The organism is Rhodococcus sp. NBC_00297 (assembly GCF_036173065.1).
In the GTDB taxonomy this organism is placed as follows: Bacteria; Actinomycetota; Actinomycetes; order Mycobacteriales; family Mycobacteriaceae; genus Rhodococcoides.
Map to the genome: position 1 here is coordinate 3,470,425 of NZ_CP108041.1, position 16,620 is coordinate 3,487,044.

The window sequence follows — 16,620 nt, forward strand, 5'->3', positions numbered from 1 at the left end:
GGGGGACCGTTACAGGCGGTGAAAACAGGACGGGGGACAGGGTATGAGGAGTCGTCACCACCTGCCCGTCGTCCGGTCCACCTCGGCACCGAGCCGCGACGAGCTCGCCTAGTGTCCACATTCCTCACCCCGGGCGTCGAACACGAACCGCGACCGCACCGCCGCGGGTTGTTCGGCTCGCACCCCGGGACCACCGAGAGCGAGGATCGGCGGGTCCTGTCCGGCGCTCTCCCCGTCCGACACCGCATCGTGATCGCCGACATCGGTCTCGGCGTGGATCTCGGCACCGATGCGTTGGCCGGGATGTCCGCAGCGGTCGGCGAGCGTCGGCCAGGGGGCGTGATCGCCTGGGACCTGGCCGGTGGGGCCACCGGGCACGGTGCCGCCGCGCAGATCGCCGAGGACGTCGAGGCCCTGGTGGCACCCGAGTGCGATCCGCGAGCACTGTCCCACTACGTCGACACCCGGCCCGAAGGGCACGATGCTCTCGGAGCGGATGCGTCGCTGCAGGACCCGCACGCCATCGAGGACGTTCTGACCGTCCTGACGCACCACCGGCAGACCGTCGTCGTGCACGCCCGCAGCGACGAGCCGTACTTCGTCGCGATGATCGACGACGCGGACTCGATCGTCGTCCCGATTCCCCATTCCGAGGCCGCGGCACTGCGCGTCGTGGCACTGATGGACTCGCTCCGCGGCAGCGGCCGCGACACCTGGTCGGACCGCATCGTCGTCGTCAAACACGATGCGGTACATGCCGGTTCGCGATCCGGCTCCACGGATCTGCGACGCGTGCTCGGGGATGCGGGCGTCCGCACCGTGCTGGACGTGCCGTCCACGTCGGACTCCGATGCGGACGTTCGCCGCGCCTGGTCGCACGTCGCCGCCGTCGTGATGCGGACGCGCGGGCCGGTACGCCCGATCGTTCCCGACGCGCACCCGGGTCTGCACGCCGACGACCACACACCCTCCTTCGACAGCACGACGGCGACACTGCGCGCGCGCTCTGCCGACACCCGGCCGAGTCGTCGCAGCGGGCGACTTCCCGCCCTCGCCGCCCTCGGTGCCCTTCTCGTCGCGGGAGGACTCGGCACCGCCGTCATGATGCAGCGCGCCCCCGCGGATTCCGCACCGGTCCCGGTCGCCACCGCGGGTGTCGGTGCGGACGCGGCCGATCAGACCGCGTCGGCGGCGCCGCCGCCGATCGATGCGGCCCGCGCGAGTGGTCCCGCCGTGATCGTGCGCTACGACGATCTGTACTACCGAGATCGCGACGCCGCAGCGGCCGCAGCGCTCTGGGATCTGTCCGACACGGCCGGTGTGGACGCCACGGTGGCCGATCTGCAGCGATCCATCGACGCGGTGGACCCGGCGATACGGCACCGCATCGACGTGGCGTCCACCTCCGACCCGCTCGTCTTCGACGCCGTCCTGACACTCACGGTTCCGGACGGCCGGGAGTTCCGGTACGACCAGCAGTTCACGGTGCGGGAGGACGACGACGGCTTCGCCATCGTCCGCAAGATCGACTGCACCGGCGTCTGTCCCGCTCCGTGATCCGTCTTCCGGCCCTCCTCCCGCCACGACTCGAGAGAGACACACGATGACGCACCGCGCGCCCGTACGCCGCCGACGCACAGTGGGATCCGGTCTGGCCGTGAGCGCGATGGCCGTGGGTGCCTGGGGGCTGGTGACCTGCGCGTCCGTCCTCGTCGCTCCCGCGGCGTCCGCTGCCCCGACATCGGTGAACGACGAACCGAACACGGCGGCGGAGAAGGTCGCCGAGAGCAGGCGTCGCGACGAGTTGTCGCAGAAGGAGCGCGCGGCAGAGGACGCGGAACGCGAACGCCAGGAGAAGGAAGCGAAGCAGGCAGCCGACGACCTCGCGGCGCAGGAAGCCGACGAGCGGAGAGAGCGGCGAGAGGACCAGGCCGCAGCCGTGCAGAACGGCACCGCGCCGGCGCCGGCGCCGTTCGTCTTCCAGCTTCCGCCGCTCCCGTTCGAGATCCCCGGCGTCACGCCGCCCGCCCCGGCGGTCACGGCACCCGAGCCGGTCGCGCCGCCGGTCGACACGGCACCGCCGCCCCCCGCGACGCCCCCGGCTCCGGTGGTGGACGACATCGCCGACGTCGTCGAGGTCGAGGAGGCTCCCGCGCCGACGCCGGCCGTCACGGCACCTGCCGCGCCGGCACCGGTTCCCGAGCCGGACCCCGCACCGTCGCGCCCCGACCCGACACCGGGTCCCGGCCCCGCGCCGCTCCCCGGCACTCCGCAGGTGCAGTCCGGTGGTCATGGGCCGCACACCGGCCCCGATCCGGATCGCGACCCGATCGATCCTCCGTCGCCGCCTCCCGGTGACGACGACGAGCCCCGTCAGCCGTCGCCGAGAGCTGCGACGATGAGCAACCCGGCTCCGCCGTCGGTGAGCAACCCGGCTCCGCCGTCGGTGAGCAACCCGGCTCCGCCGTCGGCGAGCGACACCGCGCCGCAGTCGGTGCAGCCGTCCGGAGAAGGTCGGCATGCGGCACCCGACCCGGGCTGGACGAATCCCGTTCCCGGACGCTGACCCGTCACCGACGAAGTACGAGGATGCCGTTCACGTCGGAGACGACCGAGTAACCGTCCGCGAGAGCTGCACTGATCGCCGTGTTGTCGCCCGACTCGTCCTTGGGCCACCCGGCGGGCCGGCCGATGTTCACGACGATCCAGTCCGGTGTCGTGGAATCGGTCTCCCGCTGCGGGAACACCGAGACGGGGTGGTCGGACACGAACTGCGGGACCAGGTTGTTGGAGGCCGACACGCGGTCCCCTGGCGGTATGGATGCCGACACGGCTCTCGCGGTGGTCACCTGCGGGTCGACGCGCCACCCGTCGGCGTCGGCGAGCCGAGCCAGCGGCTGGAAGGGCAGCGCGACCAGAGCGACGGCGGCGACGGCGGCGAGCACCACTCTCTGGGCACGCGGTGACAGGTGCATGTCGCGCCGACCGCGAATGAGTGCATCGATCAACGCGGCGAACAGGATCGGCATGAGGATCGCGTTGTAATGGAAGATCGGCTTCCAGAAGTTGGTGTTGTCGCTGAGGAACCGCCATGCGACGGTGGGTACTGCCACCAGGGTCAACGGTGACCGCAGTGCTGCGAAGCCGGTGACGGCCAACAGCAGCAGCACGGTCGCGGCACGCGAGTCCCCGCTGACGAGACCGTGTGTGGTGTCGGCGATGCCCTCACCGAGGGGCGGGAGTTTCGAACCCTGACCGTAGGCGTCGTCGGCGCTCAGCAGCGGTATGACCACCGTGATGGCCAGCACGATCCACGCCGCGCCCCACGCGGCCGTCGCCAGGCCCAGAATCCGTGTGCGACCCGTGGTCCACCAGGCGATCAGGGCGCCGATCACGATGACGGTGAGCCCCATGTCCTCCTTGACGAAGACGAGCGGGAGCGTCCACGCCACCGCGGCACGCCAGTGCCCCTGGCCGAGTGCTGCCATGGCGAAGGCCAGCATCGGGACGCCGAAGGCGATCTCGTGGAAGTCGAAGTTCAGTGCCGACTGCAGGCCCCACGACAGTCCGTAGCCGAGGGCCACCACGATGCCCGCGACGGTGCCGAGGCTGCGGCACGCCCACCGGGAGAGGGGCACGACACCCACGGCGAACAGGACGCCCTGGGCGATCAGCAGGGTCTCGGGGACAGGGGCGAGTCGGTAGAAGGGCGCGAGCAGTGCGGTGATCGGAGAGAAGTGATCACCGAGCGTGTTGTAGCCCGTGCCCAGCAGATCCGACGTCGGCGCGTCGAGGCGTGCGTACGAGGCGATCTGCTGCACGAAGATGCCGAGGTCGAAACCGGAGGTGCGCAGCTGGTGCTGACCGACGACGGACAGTGCGCTGTAGAGCGGGGCGAGCAGGAGGAAGGCGATCGCCGGGACCGCGATGTCCGCGCGGCGGGCGCGACGCAGCATCTCCTGCGGTCGGCGCGCCCCGCCGGACGGGGCGGCCGCTGCAGTCTCCGCAGAAGGTCTGGTTGCCGTCACAGGAGATAATTTCTACACGAACTTCGTGTGATCAAGCTGTGAACGCGAGGTGCGGCCGCCCCGGCTCAGCACGTCAGCGGCTCACCGCCTTGGTGTAGCGATGGATGGCGAACGGTACGAAGACGATCAGGATGAGGATCGACCATCCCACCGTCGCGAGCACCGGGTGTTGGAGTGGCCACGCGTCCGGAGGCGGCATCGTCGGGTTCGTGTTCCCGAACAGCACCCGGCTCGCCTGCGTGATGGCGGAGACAGGATTCCACTCGGCGATGGGTTGCAGAATCCCGGGCAGATCCTGACTCTGCACGAACGTGTTGGCGATGAACGTCAGCGGGAAGATGACGATGAAGCTGGCGTTGTTGAACACCTCGGGCGTCCGGATCCACAGTCCGATCACCGCCATCACCCAGGACAGTGCGTAGGCGAAGAGCAGCAGCAGCCCGAATCCCGCCGCGGCCTCCCAGAACGACGACCGGATGCGCCAGCCGACCAGCAGACCGGTCAGGGACATCACGACCAGGCTGATGACGTTGATGACGATGTCGCTGCTGGTCCGTCCGACGAGCACCGCGGACGGAGCCATGGGCAGGGAGCGGAAGCGGTCGATGATGCCCTTCTGCATGTCCTCCGCGAGCCCGAGGCCGGTCCACGTGGACCCGAAGATGACGGTCTGCGCGAAGATGCCGGCGATGAGGAACTCGCGGTAGGACATGCCGGGGATCTCGATGGCCGACCCGAAGATGTACGCGAAGACCAGGACGAACATGATCGGCGACAGCAGCGTGAAGACGATGAGGTCGGGGACGCGCTTGATCTTGATGAGGTTGCGTCGGGCGATGGTCGCGCCGTCGCTCAGCGCCGTGGTGGGTGAGTTCATCGGGCCGTCTCCTGTCCGCTGGGCTGCTGATCGGCCGCGTCGGGCCGGGTCGACGTCTGGCCGGTGAGAGTGAGGAAGACGTCGTCGAGGCTGGGCTTGCCCAGCGAGGCGTCGGCAGGGGTGACGCCGTTCTCGCGGAGCAGGACCAGCGCGTCGACGAACGTGGTGGTCCCGTCGTCCGCACCGACCGTGAGCCGCCGGGACGCGGCATCGGAGGTGACCTGACCCGGTGCGAAACGCTCCATGACGCCCTGCGCCGTCGTCAGATCGCCGTCCGTGTCGAAGGCGAACTCCAGCCTGGCTCCGCCCACTCGCGACTTCAGTTCGTCGGCGGTACCGCGCTCGATGACGCGACCACGATCGATCACCGCGATCTCGTCGGCCAGCTGGTCCGCTTCCTCGAGGTACTGGGTGGTGAGGAGCAGGGTCGTCCCGCCCTGCACCAGTTCCTCGATCACCGACCACAGCTCGAGGCGGGCGCGAGGATCGAGCCCGGTGGTGGGCTCGTCGAGGAAGAGGACCGGTGGATCGGCGACGAGGGCGCCCGCCAGGTCCAGGCGTCGGCGCATCCCACCCGAGTAGCCCTTGACCGGCCGGTCGGCCGCCTCGACGAGGTCGAACCGTTCGAGCAGTTCACGTGCCCGATCACGGCTGCGCTTCTTCCCGAGGTGGTACAGCCGGCCGACCATGTCGAGGTTCTCGAAGCCCGTCAGATACTCGTCCACCGCGGAGTACTGCCCCGAGACGCCGATGCGTGAGCGGAGTTCCGCCGCGTCGGCGACGACGTCGAGGCCCGCCACCCGTGCGGTGCCGGCGTCGGCCCGCAGCAGTGTGGTGAGCACGCGGATGGTGGTGGTCTTCCCGGCTCCGTTGGGCCCGAGCAGTGCCATGACCGTGCCCTCGGGCACCTCGAGATCGAGACCGTCGAGTGCGTCGACGCCCCCGTACCGTTTGACGAGGCCGACCGCGCTGATGGCGGTGGCACCCGAACTGCGTGAGGCCATGAGACTTCCCTTCCGGACGTGACACGACGATGCGCCCGTCGGATGTGACTCGGCCGAGCGTCGGAACTCATCACAGCACGCAGGTACGACACGGTCGGGTTTCCGCGGAGTCCGCATCGGCTACTCCCTGTGCAGGTGACGCGCGGCCCGACTCGGTCGGCGCGCACGGCTCATGAAGAGGGGTACAACGTGTCCGAGTACGACTACGTCATCGTCGGTGGAGGAATGGTGGCCGACAACGCCGCCAAGGGGATCCGCGAGCACGACGAGAACGGCACCATCCTCGTCGTCGGCTCCGACGTCGACGGTCCCTACACCCGCCCCGCGCTGAGCAAGAAGTTGTGGACCGACGCGGAGTTCACCACCGACGAGGTGCCGTTGGGCACCGAGGAGACGGGTGCGACGCTGGTGCTGTCGACGACGGTCACGTCGATCGATCGCGACGCCCGCACGGTGACCACCGACAAGGGGGACACGCACCACTACGGATCGCTGTTGCTGGCGACCGGGGCGACCCCGACGACGCTGGACCTGCGTCCGTCCGAGCGGGTCGTCTACTTCCGCACCTTCGCGGACTACCGGCGCCTGCGGGCGCTGGCGACGGAGGGCACCCACATCGTCGTGGTGGGCGGTGGTTACATCGGCACCGAGATCGCCGCGGCGCTCGCGCAGAACAAGGTCACCGTCACCCTGGTGAGCAGTGACGACGTGGTGGGCGGCCACATGTTCCCCGCGGACCTCGCGTCGGTGTTCCAGCAGGACTTCGAGGACCACGGCGTCACGGTCCGCACGGGTGTGAAGGTCGACTCCGGTGCGCAGCAGGGCAATGCGGTGTCGCTGACCCTCAGCGACGGTTCCACGATCGATGCCGACGCGGTGGTCTTCGGGCTCGGCGTGACGCCGAACACCGACCTCGCGGAGCAGTCGGGGCTCGACGTCGACAACGGCATCGTGGTCGACGAGTTCCTGCGCACGGCGGACGAGCACGTCTACGCCGCGGGCGACGTCGCCAACTACCCCGACGCGATCCTGGGCCGTCGTCGCATCGAGCACGTGGACAACGCCAACAGCATGGGAAAGACGGTCGGCAAGATCATGGCCGGCTCCACCGAGCCGTACACGTACACGCCGTACTTCTACTCCGACGTGTTCGACAACGGTTACCAGGCGGTGGGCACGATGAGCACCGACCTCAGGACGGTCGAGGACTGGAAGACGCCCGGCAAGGAGGGTGTCGTGTACTACCTCGACGACGACTCCGTGCTGCGCGGTGTGCTGATGTGGAACGTGTGGGAAGGACTCGACACCGCGCGCGAGATGCTGAAGAGCGGCGAGAAGCGCGACGACGAGTCCCTGCTCGGCGCGATCTGACGACCACCCTCACCCCGCCGCGTCGGCGGGGTGAGGGCGTCTCAGTACTGCACCAACGGGTCCGCGCGCCGCAGGTCCTCCACCGAGACCGCGCGGCCCGTGGCGTCGGCGAGGGGAACGCGCCAGTTCCGATACTGGGTCTCGTCGGTTCCTGGCTGGTTCTGGATGCGGTGCTCGCCGACCATGTCCACCAGTGCCACTCCGATGAGCAGGGACGGGCTGCGCTGGATCAGCCGGTACAGCGCCGCGACCGTCTCCCCGGTGGACGCACCGTCCGCGAGCAGGCCACGCTCGCGCGCGAGGTCCAGCACGGACTCACGCTGTTCCTCGTCCTGCGCACGCTCCTCGTCGACGGCTCTCTCGAGGAGGCCGAGCCGCGATCGCAGATCGATGTGCTCACCCGCCAGGTACCCGGCGGTGGGTGGCAGGTCGTGGGTGGTCACCGAGGTCAGGCACAGCTCGCGGTACTTCTCCGGGGCGATGGGGCCGTCGTCGTCCCGCTCGAACCACAGGATGGACGTGCCCAGCACGCCCCGCTCGGCCAGGTAGTCCTGGACGACGGGTTCGAAGACGCCGAGATCCTCACCGATGACCACGGCGCCGGCCAGTTCCGCCTCGAGCGCGAGGATGCCGATGAGCGCCTCGTGGTCGTACGTGACATAGGTGCCGCCCGCGGGAGTCTCGGCATCGGTGGGGATCCACCAGAGCCGGAACAGTCCGAGGATGTGGTCGACCCGCAGCCCGCCCGCGTGCTTGAGCACGGTGCGCAGCATGTCGCGATACGGTGCGTACCCGAGTTCGGCCAGTCGGTCGGGCCGCCAGGGTGGCTGGTTCCACTGCTGCCCTTGCTGATTGAAGTCGTCCGGGGGAGCGCCGACGGTCACGCCCTCGGCCAGTGCGGAACCCAGGGACCAGGCGTCGGCACCCGAGAGCTGCACTCCCACAGCCAGATCGTGCACGACACCGATGGCCATTCCGGCCCGGTGCGCGGTGGCCTGGGCCTCGGCCAGTTGCTCGTCGCAGATCCACTGGAGCCAGCTGTGGAACTCGATGCGATGCGCGAGTTTCGCCTGCTGCCGCTGGACCCACGGCGTGCCGGGGGCGGCGGCCTTCGTCTGCCATCGCGTGTCGTCCGGCGACAGCTTCTCCGTCAGTGCGCACCACGTGGCGAAGTTGTGCAGGCCCACGCCCTCCGCGGCGCGGAACTCGTCGAACGCGGCCTGGCGGGACGCGCTCCGCGGAACGAGGAAGATCGCTTCGAGCGCACGGAGTTTCGCGCGCAGAGACTTGTCCCTGTCCAGATCGTCCGTGCGACCGTCGGCGCGGTGCAGTCGGCGCGCGGTGTCGCGGATGCGGGCATACCGGTCGCGCGGCAGCATCGCTGTCTCACGGATGTTCTCGACGCGGATGTAGAGCGGATTGAAGAATCGACGGGTGGTCGGCAGATAGGGCGAGGCCTCGATCGGTGGCCGCGGCGCCGCGGCGTGCAACGGATTGACCAGGACGTAGTCCGCTCCGTGCTCGCCGCCCAGGATCGCCGCCATGTCGGCCAGATCGGCCAGATCGCCGATGCCCCACGACTGTGCGGACCGGATGGAGTAGAGCTGCGCCAGCACGCCCCATCGTTGACGATCGGACAGTGCCTCGGCGGTGGACAGACGGGCCGGCGTGACGACCAGCGTGCACGACGCCTCGAGACCGTCGTCCCCCTCCGCGCGCAGCGTGTGCCATCCGAGCGGGAGATCGACCGGGACGGCGAACGTGGCTCGGCCGACGAGGGCGCCGTCGATCTCGCGGGGGTCGACCCAGACGTCCTGCTGAGCCGCCTCGCGCGTGCCGCCGTCCTCGAGCTCGACGGTGACCGTCACGGACGTCCCGTGCGGTACGTGGACGGGAACGTGGTGATCCTTGCCGGACGTGACCACGACGACCGCCGGCACGGTGCGCCGCCAGGGTGCCTCGTCGTGATCGACGATCGCGGTCTCGATGTCGTCGTCGCTGTCGACGGGCACGTCGAGCGCCGTCAGGACCGAGCGGAGGGTGGATTCACCGACGTCGCGGCGGGCCTTGTCCCACCCCTCGTACGACGTGGCGACGCCGTGGAGCCCGGCGAGGTGGCGTAGTCGTTCGATGTTCGTCACGCTTCGATGGTAGTGCCGCGCGGGGGTGGCCGCGGACGTGAGAACCGTGTCCCGACTCGATCTGGAACACTGGTGGCACCTGCAGAATCGGTGGGGGAGGTGGAGAACGGTGACGAGTGACCCCGCGGACATGCGTGCCCGTCGAGCGGACACCGTGCGGACCATCGCCGAGTCGACGCGCATCGAGTCGGACCGGTCCGGACGCGCTCACGAGCCGCTGTCCGACCGCGCCGCGCTGCTCGTCGCACTGGGTCGTCTCGACGAGGAGACGCGCGGCATCGCGCTCGCGCGCCTGCGCGCGGGCCGGAAGTTCCCCGCACTGGGCGGATTCGGCACCCTGCGGCTGATCACGGAGGAGCTGCACTGGATCGACGGTCGCACGGCCGTACTGCGCACCGGGCCCACGCGCCTGGCTCTGCTGCAACGGCACGTGCTGCTCGAACGTCGACTGGGGTCGTACCGCACGCGGTTCGTGATGAGTTCCGGTCACTACGCGTCGGGGGTCCGCGCGATCCGCCGGGAGCGGCGCGAGGGCATCCACCTCGACGTCGACCAGCGCACCGCCCTCTTCGAGGCGTTGCGGCACACGCCGACTCCGCTCGGTGTCGGACCCGGTCCACTCTCGCGAGCCCGAGGGATCCTCGGCGGCGCCGCGGCGGAGCGCCTCGACACGCTGCACGCGCGGGGCGCCGACGTCGTCCGCACCCTCGCGGGCACGGACGCGGATCGGTTCGCCGATCGCTACGACACCCTGCTGTTCCTCGCCGGGATGTACCACGACCGGATCCTCTCCTCGCGGATCTGGCGCTCGGACCTGTTCGCGGTGGCCCGGGCGCAGCTCGACCCGGGAACCGAACTGGTGCAGATCGCAGTGGACGTGGTCGCACTCGCCCAGTTGGACGCGGAACTCACCGCGGCCTTCGAGGCGCAGGGGGACACGGTGGACGAGGAGGGTCGACGCGAGGTGCTCGTGCGCCGAGCCGATCTCATCCCGGTGTGGGATCAGGTGATCGACCGGGTCGCCGCGTTGTCACGCGTGGTCGACGAGATCGCGGTGGCGGAGATCGAGCACCGGAGCCTGGACGCCGTGCAGCGCACCGTGGGCCTCGACCAGCGCATCGACGATCTCATCTCCCGGTCCGGTACGCGGGAGATCTCGGCCGACAACACCCATTCGGTGTCCGATCAGATCTCGCGGGACACGCTCTGACGTGCGCCCGTGCCTTCGTCCTGTTTGGAACGAGTCGGATCGGTGAAAGCACGGTAGTACGCGGTCGACCTCTGAGCGCGTGACCCGCGCCGGAAGGACGACCTCCATGCCAGCAGTACTCGAACGCGCCCGTATCGTCGCGCCACCGGGATGGAGCCGCTGGCTCATTCCGCCGGCCGCCCTCGCGATTCATCTCGCGATCGGCCAGGCCTACGCGTGGAGCGTGTTCAAGGCCGCCATCTCCTCCGACACCGCCATGGGACTGAGCGGGACGATGACCGCGATCCCGTTCCAGCTGGCCATCGTCATGCTCGGGCTCTCCGCAGCCGTGCTCGGGACGAAGGTGGAGACGCACGGTCCGCGGTGGGCCATGACGATGTCGCTCCTCTTCTTCTGCTCCGGGCTGCTCATCTCCGCCCTCGGCATGAGCCTCGACCAGTTCTGGTTGGTGATCGTCGGATACGGACTCGTCGGCGGCATCGGCCTCGGCATCGGGTACATCTCCCCGGTCTCCACGCTGATCAAGTGGTTCCCCGATCGCCCGGGCATGGCGACGGGTATCGCGATCATGGGATTCGGCGGCGGCGCCCTGGTGGCCTCGCCCCTGACCACCAAGCTCCTGTCCGCGTACGGCGGCAACACCGATGCCTCGATCGCCACGACGTTCCTCACGCTCGGCCTCGGCTACGCCGTCTTCATGGCGCTCGGCGTCGTGCTGATCCGGGTTCCCGCCGACGACTGGAAGCCGGCCGGGTGGACGCCACCGCAGACCCCGGCGGGTCAGCACACCGCACGCGTGTCCGCGGCGAACGCCGTCAAGACCCCGCAGTTCTGGTTGCTGTGGATCGTGTTGTGCTTCAACGTCACCGCCGGCATCGGTATCCTCGAGCGCGCCGCGGGCATCTACACCGACTTCTTTCCCGACCCCACTGCCCCGGAATCCGTGGTGGCTGCGGCCGCGGGCTTCGTCGCGTTCCTCTCGCTGACGAACATGCTCGGCCGGTTCGTGTGGTCGTCGGTGTCCGACCTGGTGGGTCGCAAGAACATCTATCGTCTCTACCTCGGTGTGGGCGCGCTGCTCTACCTGTACATCTCGCTCTTCACGAACACGAACAAGGTCTTGTTCCTCGTCAGCGCGATGGTGATCCTGTCGTTCTACGGTGCAGGCTTCGCCACGGCGCCCGCCTACCTGCGTGACCTGTTCGGTACCTATCAGGTCGGTGCCATCCACGGACGACTGTTGACGGCCTGGTCGGTCGCGGGCGTGCTCGGACCACTGATCGTCAACGCGATCGCCGACCTCGGCGAGGAGGGAACCACCGGACGGTACGTTCCCGCGTTCGTGACGATGATCGTCCTGCTGTCCATCGGCTTCGTCGCGAACGAACTGATCAAGCCCGTGGATCCGAAGTACTCGGAGCCGGACCCGGAGGCGACGACGCCGGGCACTGCGACCGACGAGGGTACGAACGACAAGAACGAGGCGACGGTATGAGCGAGACGAAGCAGGGCGCGCGTGTGCCCGTCGTGGTGGTGTCCTGGCTGTGGGTCGGGGTTCCCTTCGCCTGGGGTGTCTACGAGCTGATCCTCAAGGCCAAGAACCTCTTCGGTGCGTGATCGGAGCGTCGATCTCTGGCCTCGCCCGCCTGTGCTGCCGCGCCCCGTGATCATGGACCAGCGGTGGGAACGCCTCGTGTTCCTGCACTGGCGTGTCGCCCCGGACGTCGTCGCGCCGTTGCTGCCTCGCGGCATCGTCCCCGACACGATGGACGGGTACACCTATGTCGGACTGATCGGCTTCGAGATGGTGGGGGCCGGGTTGGGGTACGGCCGACCGGTACCGCGACTCGGAACCTTCGGCGAGATCAACGTGCGGCTCTACAGCCGCGACGGTGACGGTCGCCGAGGGGTCGTGTTCCGTTCTCTCGACGCCACCCGTGCCGCAGTGGTGCTGGCCACGAACGCGGCGGGGGTGCGGTATCGCTGGTCGCACATCGACATCGTCGACGACGGTGATCGTCGGAACCGGGTCGTCGGCTACCGCTCTCGGCGACTGGCACCGCCACACCGTGGTGCGACGACCGACTTCACCGTGTCCCCCGGCGACACCGACATGTCCGACGATCCGCTGTCGGTGTTCCTCACCGCTCGGTGGGGGATGCACACGTCCGTCGCGGGCCGACCCGTCTTCGTCCCCAACACCCACCGCCGGTGGCCGCTGCGCGCGGCGACCCTGGTGCGCTGCGACGACCAGCTGATGGCCGCGGCGGGCGTGGGGGACCTGGCCGCCCGCCCGCCGGACTCCGTGCTGTACTCCGACGGAGTCCGGACGCAGTTCGGCCGTCCCTACGCCGCGACACCGGTGCGCGACTAGATCAGTCCGTGGCGCGGCGGATGCGCCCCGGTGAGCGCGTACCGGCCGACGTGTTGAGTCTTCCATCGCACAGGGTCGTGGAGCGTGTGGGTCCTCGCGTCGCGCCACAGCCTGTCCAGCCGTAGAGAGGCTGCGGCACTGCGAGTTCCGCCCGCGTCGAACAGTGCCGTGGTGGCGTCGAGCGACGCACGCGCTGATGCTACCTTGGCCGCTGCTGTCGCGATGGAGGCCGCCGCGGCGCTGTCCGGTGTGAGCTCGCGCTCGGCCACGTCGATCGCCTCGCCGGCCTCGCGCACGAGCGCCTCGGCCCCGCGCACCCCGATCTCCACCTCGCCGAACTGCTGCAGCAGCAACGGATCCCGGTCGGCCGTCGCCACGTCGGCGTCCACCGGAGGGCGAGCGACGACCACGACGTCGCGAGCGGTGTCGACGGCGGCGCGGGCGATGCCGGCATCGATGGCGGCGTGCAGCAGCTGAGCGCGCGCCCCGTAGGTGGTCGCGTCGTCGAAGAGGGCGGAGTACGGCACGAGGGAGTCGGTGAGCACCACGACGTCCGTCAGGGTCACGGTGCCGCTGGCCGTCGTGCGCTGCCCGAGCCCGTCCCAGTCGTCCTCGACGAGCACCCCGGGTGCGTCCGCCGGGATGTAGGCCAGCACCTTTCGGCTCTGATCACCCTGCTCGCCGGGGCTCGCCTGCACGCCGCGGACCACCAACCAGTGTGCGAAGAGCGCGCCCGTCGAGTAGTACTTGGTGCCGTTCAGCGACGAGGTGCCGTCCGGACGGGACGTCACCGTGGTCCGGTCGACCGCGATGGAGGGTGTGCCGCGCTCGCTCTGGGCGTTGGCGAAGCGGCGACCGGCGAGGGCCTCGGCGAAGAAGCGTCGCTGTTGCTCCGTCGATCCCTGTCGCCGCAGCGCGTCGAGGAAGGTCATGTGGCTCTGCGGTATCTGCGCGATGCTGGCGTCCCCGCGAGCGAGCGAGAGGAACACCGAGGCGAGGGTGCGCGCCGAGACCGGCCTGCCGCCGAACTCCGCGGGCACGGTGATGCCCAGCAGGCCCGACGCGGACAGCAGGTCCAGTTCCGGGCCGGGCAGCCGTCGATCGCGGTCACGTTCGATCGCGGACGGGGCGATCTTCGCCCCGAGCGCGGCGGCGACGGCCAGCGCAGCGTCGTCGTCGAGCACCGGCGGCAGGGTCTTCGGGCCGGGTTCGGTGATCATCGGGCGGGGAGGAACGGGGTGTGGCCGGTGGCGCGTGCCGCGGCGCCGCCGGAGAACAGTCCGCGGCTGCGCAGTTGGGGGATGACACCCTCGCCGAACCAGTACAGCTCCTCGAGGTGCGGATAACCGGAGAGAACGAACTCGTCGATGCCGATGGCCGCGTACTCCGCGATGCGATCGGCCACCTCGGTGTGGCTCCCGACGAGGGCCGTTCCGGCTCCGCCGCGCACCAGGCCGACACCAGCCCACAGGTTGGGGGAGATCTCGAGTGCGCGCGGGTCCTTCCAGGACCCGGTCCTGCGGCTCTCCTCGTGCAGGGCGAGCATCGCGCGCTGGCCCACCGACTCGCTCCGCGCCAGGTTGGACTGCGCCGTCGCGACGGCGTCCTCGCCGAGCGCCTCGACGAGCGCGCCAGCCTGCTTCCAGGCCTCCTCGGACGTGTCGCGGGTGATCACATGCAGGCGGATGCCGAAGCGCACGGTGCGTCCGCGCTCGGCCGCGAGTCCGCGGATCCACTCGATCTTCTTCGCCACGGCCGTGGTCGGCTCACCCCACGTGAGATAGACGTCGGAGTGGTCCGCCGCCACCGGGCCCGCAGCGGGAGAGGAGCCGCCGAAGTACAGCGGAGGCGTGGGGTCGGGGAGGAACGGCAGCGACGCGTCCTCGACCTGGATGTGCGTGCCCTGGTGCGTCACCGACTCGCCGCGCCAGAGGCCGCGGACGATGGTGAGGAACTCGTCCGTGCGGGCGTACCGCTCGTCCTTGGACAGGTGATCGCCGTACTGACGCTGCTCGTGAGCCTCGCCCCCGGTGACGACGTTGAGCAGGAGTCGGCCGGGCGCATGGTTGCTGAACGTCGCCGACATCTGCGCCGCGAGGGTCGGGCTGATCAGACCCGGTCGGAAGGCGATGAGGAATGCGAGCTTCTCGGTCTCGCGGGCGAGCATCGCCGTGGTGAGCCACGCGTCCTCGCACCACGCGCCGGCCGGGGTGAGTGCACCGGTGAAGCCGAACTCCTCGGCCGCGCGGCCGATGGACGACAGGTACCCGATGCTCGCGCGACGATCTCCGCCCGCGGCGCCGACTCGCGTGCCGTGTCCGCCGCCGACGATCGACCTGCTGTCGCCGTAGGTGGGAAGGAACCAGTGCAGTGCGAGAGAAGAGTTGTCGAGGGTCACTCGTCCCACCGTAGGACCGTCGCGGCGCCCCGAGAAGCGTTGGAATCAGGGCGATTCTTGGCGTGTCAGCCCCGTGCCACGAGGAGGGGAACGGTCATCTCGACGTCGGTCAGGGAGCCGTGATGGCCGGGCAGCGCCGACTGGTTCGGTTCGGCCCCGCGGCGGATCAGGGCGCCGTCGCCGAGGGCCAGAGCCAGGACGTCACCGATGCACGCCGCGACGTCGGGGCGCACCGACGGCCCGAACCAGCCCCGGGAGACCGCATCGTCGCGGCCCACCACCAAGTGGTCCGGACCCAGGGTCTCCCGCCAGGCATCGAGCACCGTGGCAGCGGCGCCGGCGTCGGCGAAGACGTGGCGCGCGCGGGGTTCGCCGCAGATCATCCGGACGTCGGCGGTGAGCGCGGGCGTCGCGTCGATGTCCACGCGGGTGCCGATCTGCACCATCCCGTGATCGGCGGTGACGATCAGCGCTGCGTCGGAGGGCAACTCGCCGAGGATGCCGGCGACGATGGTGTCGACCTGAGTCAGCTCATGGCGCCACGCGTCGGAGTCCGGCCCGCGCACGTGGCCGGTGAGGTCGAGTTCGGACCAGTACGAGTAGACGAGGGACCGCTGGCCGCGCCGCAGCGCGCGCGAGGTCTCGGCGACGAGGTCGCCCGCGGACACCGACGCGGAGAAGTCCCCGCCGCGCAGCACGGCGCGGGTGAGCCCGGACTCGCGCTGGTAGGACGGCGCGATGCGAGTGACGGACACCCCGTCCGCCGCGGCGCGCTCGAACACGGTGTCGCGAGGTTGGAACTGTTCCGGAACGAGCTCGGCGAGCAGATCGACGCGGGGTCCCTGACCGTGCAGACGCCAGTGCAGCGGATTCATCGGACGGTCGAAGCCGGGCACGGCGGTGAGGTAGCCGACGATGCCGTGCTCACCGGGCGTGCGTCCGGTGCCCAGTGACGCCAACGACGTCGCGGTGGTGGACGGGAACGTGGCGGTGACGACCCGCTCGGTGAGCGAGGAGAGTGTCGGCGCTGCCGAGGCGTGCGCCGCCAACTGTCGAGCTCCGAGGCCGTCGACCAGCAGTACGCAGATTCGCCGGACCCCGGACAACCCCAGCCCGACGGTGTCGGACTCACCGGGGACGCCGAGTGCGCCGAGCACCGACGGCAGAAGATCGGACAGGCTGTCGCCGCCGTAGCGCGGAGTGGTCACCACACATCG

At 69.9% G+C, this 16,620-nt stretch carries 14 protein-coding genes; 7 read left to right on the forward strand and 7 right to left on the reverse strand.

Features of this window, described 5'->3' with window-relative positions:
- Window positions 1-111 precede the first annotated feature (111 nt).
- Window positions 112-1,557 (forward strand): hypothetical protein, encoded by a 1,446-nt coding sequence (locus OG947_RS16330; RefSeq protein ID WP_328812371.1) that lies wholly within the window; start codon window positions 112-114, stop codon window positions 1,555-1,557.
- 46 nt (window positions 1,558-1,603) lie between these two features.
- Window positions 1,604-2,566: a hypothetical protein gene (locus tag OG947_RS16335; RefSeq protein ID WP_328812372.1), complete on the forward strand. Its 963-nt coding sequence runs from the start codon at window positions 1,604-1,606 to the stop codon at window positions 2,564-2,566.
- Window positions 2,567-2,570: 4 nt separating this feature from the next.
- Here the strand turns inward: OG947_RS16335 and OG947_RS16340 are convergent, their stop codons facing one another.
- From OG947_RS16340 to OG947_RS16350, 3 genes are all read right to left on the reverse strand, one after another.
- Window positions 2,571-4,028 (reverse strand): DUF2079 domain-containing protein, encoded by a 1,458-nt coding sequence (locus OG947_RS16340; RefSeq protein WP_222632764.1) that lies wholly within the window; start codon window positions 4,026-4,028, stop codon window positions 2,571-2,573.
- A 73-nt stretch (window positions 4,029-4,101) separates the two neighbouring features.
- Window positions 4,102-4,905: an ABC transporter permease gene (locus OG947_RS16345; protein WP_027504944.1), complete on the reverse strand. Its 804-nt coding sequence runs from the start codon at window positions 4,903-4,905 to the stop codon at window positions 4,102-4,104.
- The gene (locus OG947_RS16350; protein WP_027504945.1) at window positions 4,902-5,909 is read right to left on the reverse strand and encodes a daunorubicin resistance protein DrrA family ABC transporter ATP-binding protein; all 1,008 of its coding nucleotides are present in this window, start codon (window positions 5,907-5,909) and stop codon (window positions 4,902-4,904) included. Before OG947_RS16350 ends, OG947_RS16345 begins: the two co-directional genes overlap by 4 nt.
- A gap of 189 nt (window positions 5,910-6,098) precedes the next feature.
- On the opposite strand from OG947_RS16350, the gene OG947_RS16355 reads away from it, so the two are divergent.
- The gene (locus OG947_RS16355) at window positions 6,099-7,280 is read left to right on the forward strand and encodes an NAD(P)/FAD-dependent oxidoreductase (protein ID WP_308115447.1); all 1,182 of its coding nucleotides are present in this window, start codon (window positions 6,099-6,101) and stop codon (window positions 7,278-7,280) included.
- A 41-nt stretch (window positions 7,281-7,321) separates the two neighbouring features.
- On the opposite strand, the gene malQ is transcribed toward OG947_RS16355, so the two are convergent.
- A complete protein-coding gene (malQ, locus tag OG947_RS16360) occupies window positions 7,322-9,421 on the reverse strand; it encodes a 4-alpha-glucanotransferase (protein ID WP_307091882.1) in 2,100 nt (699 codons plus the stop codon).
- Between the two features lie 109 nt (window positions 9,422-9,530).
- Between malQ and OG947_RS16365 the strand changes: the two genes are divergently transcribed.
- From OG947_RS16365 to OG947_RS16380, 4 genes are all read left to right on the forward strand, one after another.
- The gene (locus OG947_RS16365) at window positions 9,531-10,631 is read left to right on the forward strand and encodes a hypothetical protein (protein ID WP_222645896.1); all 1,101 of its coding nucleotides are present in this window, start codon (window positions 9,531-9,533) and stop codon (window positions 10,629-10,631) included.
- Window positions 10,632-10,737: 106 nt separating this feature from the next.
- On the forward strand, window positions 10,738-12,126 hold the full coding sequence (locus OG947_RS16370) for an OFA family MFS transporter (RefSeq protein WP_051613185.1): 1,389 nt from the start codon (window positions 10,738-10,740) through the stop codon (window positions 12,124-12,126).
- Window positions 12,123-12,248, forward strand: a complete 126-nt coding sequence (locus OG947_RS16375) for an MFS transporter small subunit (RefSeq protein ID WP_261770158.1) — start codon at window positions 12,123-12,125, stop codon at window positions 12,246-12,248. The genes OG947_RS16370 and OG947_RS16375 overlap by 4 nt, the downstream gene beginning before the upstream one ends.
- Entirely contained in the window at window positions 12,241-13,005 is a 765-nt protein-coding gene (locus OG947_RS16380) for a YqjF family protein (protein WP_328812373.1), read from the forward strand. The genes OG947_RS16375 and OG947_RS16380 overlap by 8 nt, the downstream gene beginning before the upstream one ends.
- Here the strand turns inward: OG947_RS16380 and OG947_RS16385 are convergent.
- The 3 genes from OG947_RS16385 to OG947_RS16395 form a co-directional block, all read right to left on the reverse strand.
- The gene (locus tag OG947_RS16385) at window positions 13,002-14,225 is read right to left on the reverse strand and encodes an SfnB family sulfur acquisition oxidoreductase (RefSeq protein WP_328812374.1); all 1,224 of its coding nucleotides are present in this window, start codon (window positions 14,223-14,225) and stop codon (window positions 13,002-13,004) included. The genes OG947_RS16380 and OG947_RS16385 overlap by 4 nt on opposite strands.
- Entirely contained in the window at window positions 14,222-15,403 is a 1,182-nt protein-coding gene (locus OG947_RS16390) for an LLM class flavin-dependent oxidoreductase (protein WP_328812375.1), read from the reverse strand. Before OG947_RS16390 ends, OG947_RS16385 begins: the two co-directional genes overlap by 4 nt.
- Before the next feature lie 65 nt (window positions 15,404-15,468).
- Complete coding sequence (locus OG947_RS16395; protein WP_328812376.1) at window positions 15,469-16,614, reverse strand: alkaline phosphatase family protein; 1,146 nt, start codon at window positions 16,612-16,614, stop codon at window positions 15,469-15,471.
- Between the last annotated feature and the right edge of the window lie 6 nt (window positions 16,615-16,620).

Bases quoted from the DNA above. Each gene is read 5' to 3' on its own strand.
- OG947_RS16335 (WP_328812372.1), top strand. From the start codon at position 1,604: ATGACGCACCGCGCGCCCGTACGCCGCCGACGCACAGTGGGATCCGGT.
- OG947_RS16345 (WP_027504944.1), bottom strand. From the start codon at position 4,905: ATGAACTCACCCACCACGGCGCTGAGCGACGGCGCGACCATCGCCCGA.
- OG947_RS16350 (WP_027504945.1), bottom strand. From the start codon at position 5,909: ATGGCCTCACGCAGTTCGGGTGCCACCGCCATCAGCGCGGTCGGCCTC.
- OG947_RS16370 (WP_051613185.1), top strand. From the start codon at position 10,738: ATGCCAGCAGTACTCGAACGCGCCCGTATCGTCGCGCCACCGGGATGG.
- OG947_RS16375 (WP_261770158.1), top strand. From the start codon at position 12,123: ATGAGCGAGACGAAGCAGGGCGCGCGTGTGCCCGTCGTGGTGGTGTCC.
- OG947_RS16385 (WP_328812374.1), bottom strand. From the start codon at position 14,225: ATGATCACCGAACCCGGCCCGAAGACCCTGCCGCCGGTGCTCGACGAC.